Origin of the sequence: Streptomyces sp. PsTaAH-137, assembly GCF_003259365.1 — a bacterium.
GTDB lineage: Bacteria > Actinomycetota > Actinomycetes > Streptomycetales > Streptomycetaceae > Streptomyces.
Genome location: NZ_QLLY01000093.1, coordinates 1 through 1,688, shown reverse-complemented (window position 1 = coordinate 1,688; position 1,688 = coordinate 1). Strand labels below are relative to the sequence as shown.

The window sequence follows — 1,688 nt, the reverse complement described above, 5'->3', positions numbered from 1 at the left end:
CATCTCGACCGTCCCGTCCGCCTTCGCCGAACTCGTCGACGAGATCGCCGGCCGCACCGACGTGGAGACGCTCGTCTTCGCCGGCGAGGCCCTGCCCACGTCCCTGGTCGCGAAGGTGCGCCGGGCCCTGCCCGGCACCCGGATCGTCAACGCCTACGGACAGAGCGAGTCGTTCTACGCCACCACCTGCGCCGTCACCGGCGAGGCAGGCAACACGGCGGGCAGCGCGCCCGTCGGCACCCCGCTCGGCAACATGCGGGCCTACGTCCTCGGCCCCGGCCTGACCCCGGTGCCCCCGGGCGCGGTCGGCGACCTGTACGTCGGCGGAAACGTGGGACGCGGCTACTTCGGCCGCACCGCGCCGACCGCCGAGCGCTTCCTCGCCGACCCGTTCGGCCCGGCCGGCGCCCGCATGTACCGCACCGGCGACCTGGCCCGCTGGAACGGCGCAGGACAACTGGAGTACGCGGGCCGCGGCGACGCGCAGGTGAAGGTGCGCGGCTTCCGCATCGAGCCCGCCGAGGTCGAGGCCGCCCTCACCGCGCACCCCGGCGTCGCGCAGGCCGCCGTCGTGGCCCGCGACGGGCGCACCGACGGCGCCGGCAAGCTGCTGGTCGCCTACGTCGTGCTCGCCGCCGCCGACGGGCACGACGCCCCGGACACGAAGGAACTGCACACCTTCGTCTCCGAGCGGCTGCCCGAGTTCATGGTGCCGTCCGCCTTCGTGGTCCTGGACCGGCTCCCGCTCGCCCCCAACGGCAAGCTGGACCGGGCCGCGCTGCCCGAGCCGGAGTTCACCGGCGCCGCCTACCGGGCGCCCTCCACCGCCCGCGAGAAGGGCCTGGCCGCGCTCTTCGCCGAGGTGCTCGGTGTGGACCGGGTCGGCGCCGACGACGGGTTCTTCGAACTCGGCGGGCACTCGCTGCTCGCCACCCGGCTGATCGGCCGCGCCCGCGCCGAGCTGGGCGTCGAGATCCCCATCCGCAAGATCTTCGACCTTCCGACGGTGGCCGCGCTCGCCGCGTGGACAGAGGAGCTGGCCGCTCCCCGTCGTCCCGGTTTGCGCAAGATGTTCGTAGAGGGAGTGAACCAATGATTCCGCTGTCATTCGCCCAACGCCGCATGTGGGTCCTGCACCAGCTGGAGGGGGGCTCGGACTCCTGGAACATGGCGGCCGCCTTCCGGCTCACCGGAACCCTGGACCGGGACGTGCTCGCCGCGGCGCTCCGCGACGTGGTCGAGCGGCACGAGATCCTGCGCACCGTCTACGCGACCGACGCCGACGGCGAACCGCACCAGCGCATCCTGCCGATCGCCGAGGCCGCGCCGGAGCTGCCCCTGACGGAGGTGGCGCCGGACGACGTGTCCGGCGCCGTCGACGGGGCCATCGCCCACCGCTTCGACCTGACGGCCGAACTCCCGCTGCGGGCACACCTGTTCCGCTGCGCGGCCCAGGAGCACGTCCTCGTCCTGGTCATCCACCACATCGCCACCGACGGCAGCTCCGGCGCCCCCCTGGTCCGGGACCTCGCCGCGGCCTACACCGCCCGCCGCGGCGGACGGGCGCCGGCCTGGGAGCCGCTGCCCGTGCAGTACAAGGACTACACGATGTGGCAGCGCGAGGTCCTCGGCGACGTGGCGGACCCGGAGAGCCTTGCCGCCACGCAGGTCGAGTACTGGCGCAAGGA

Annotated in this window: 2 protein-coding genes; both read left to right on the top strand. The window is 74.0% G+C overall.

The features are described from left to right. Positions 1-1,096 (top strand): phosphopantetheine-binding protein (locus tag K377_RS41120; RefSeq protein WP_146614879.1); only part of this gene is annotated, 1,096 nt, incomplete at its 5' end. Further along, the coding region (locus tag K377_RS41115) for a condensation domain-containing protein (RefSeq protein WP_237551599.1) at positions 1,093-1,688 on the top strand (596 nt) is incomplete at its 3' end. The genes K377_RS41120 and K377_RS41115, both read left to right, overlap by 4 nt.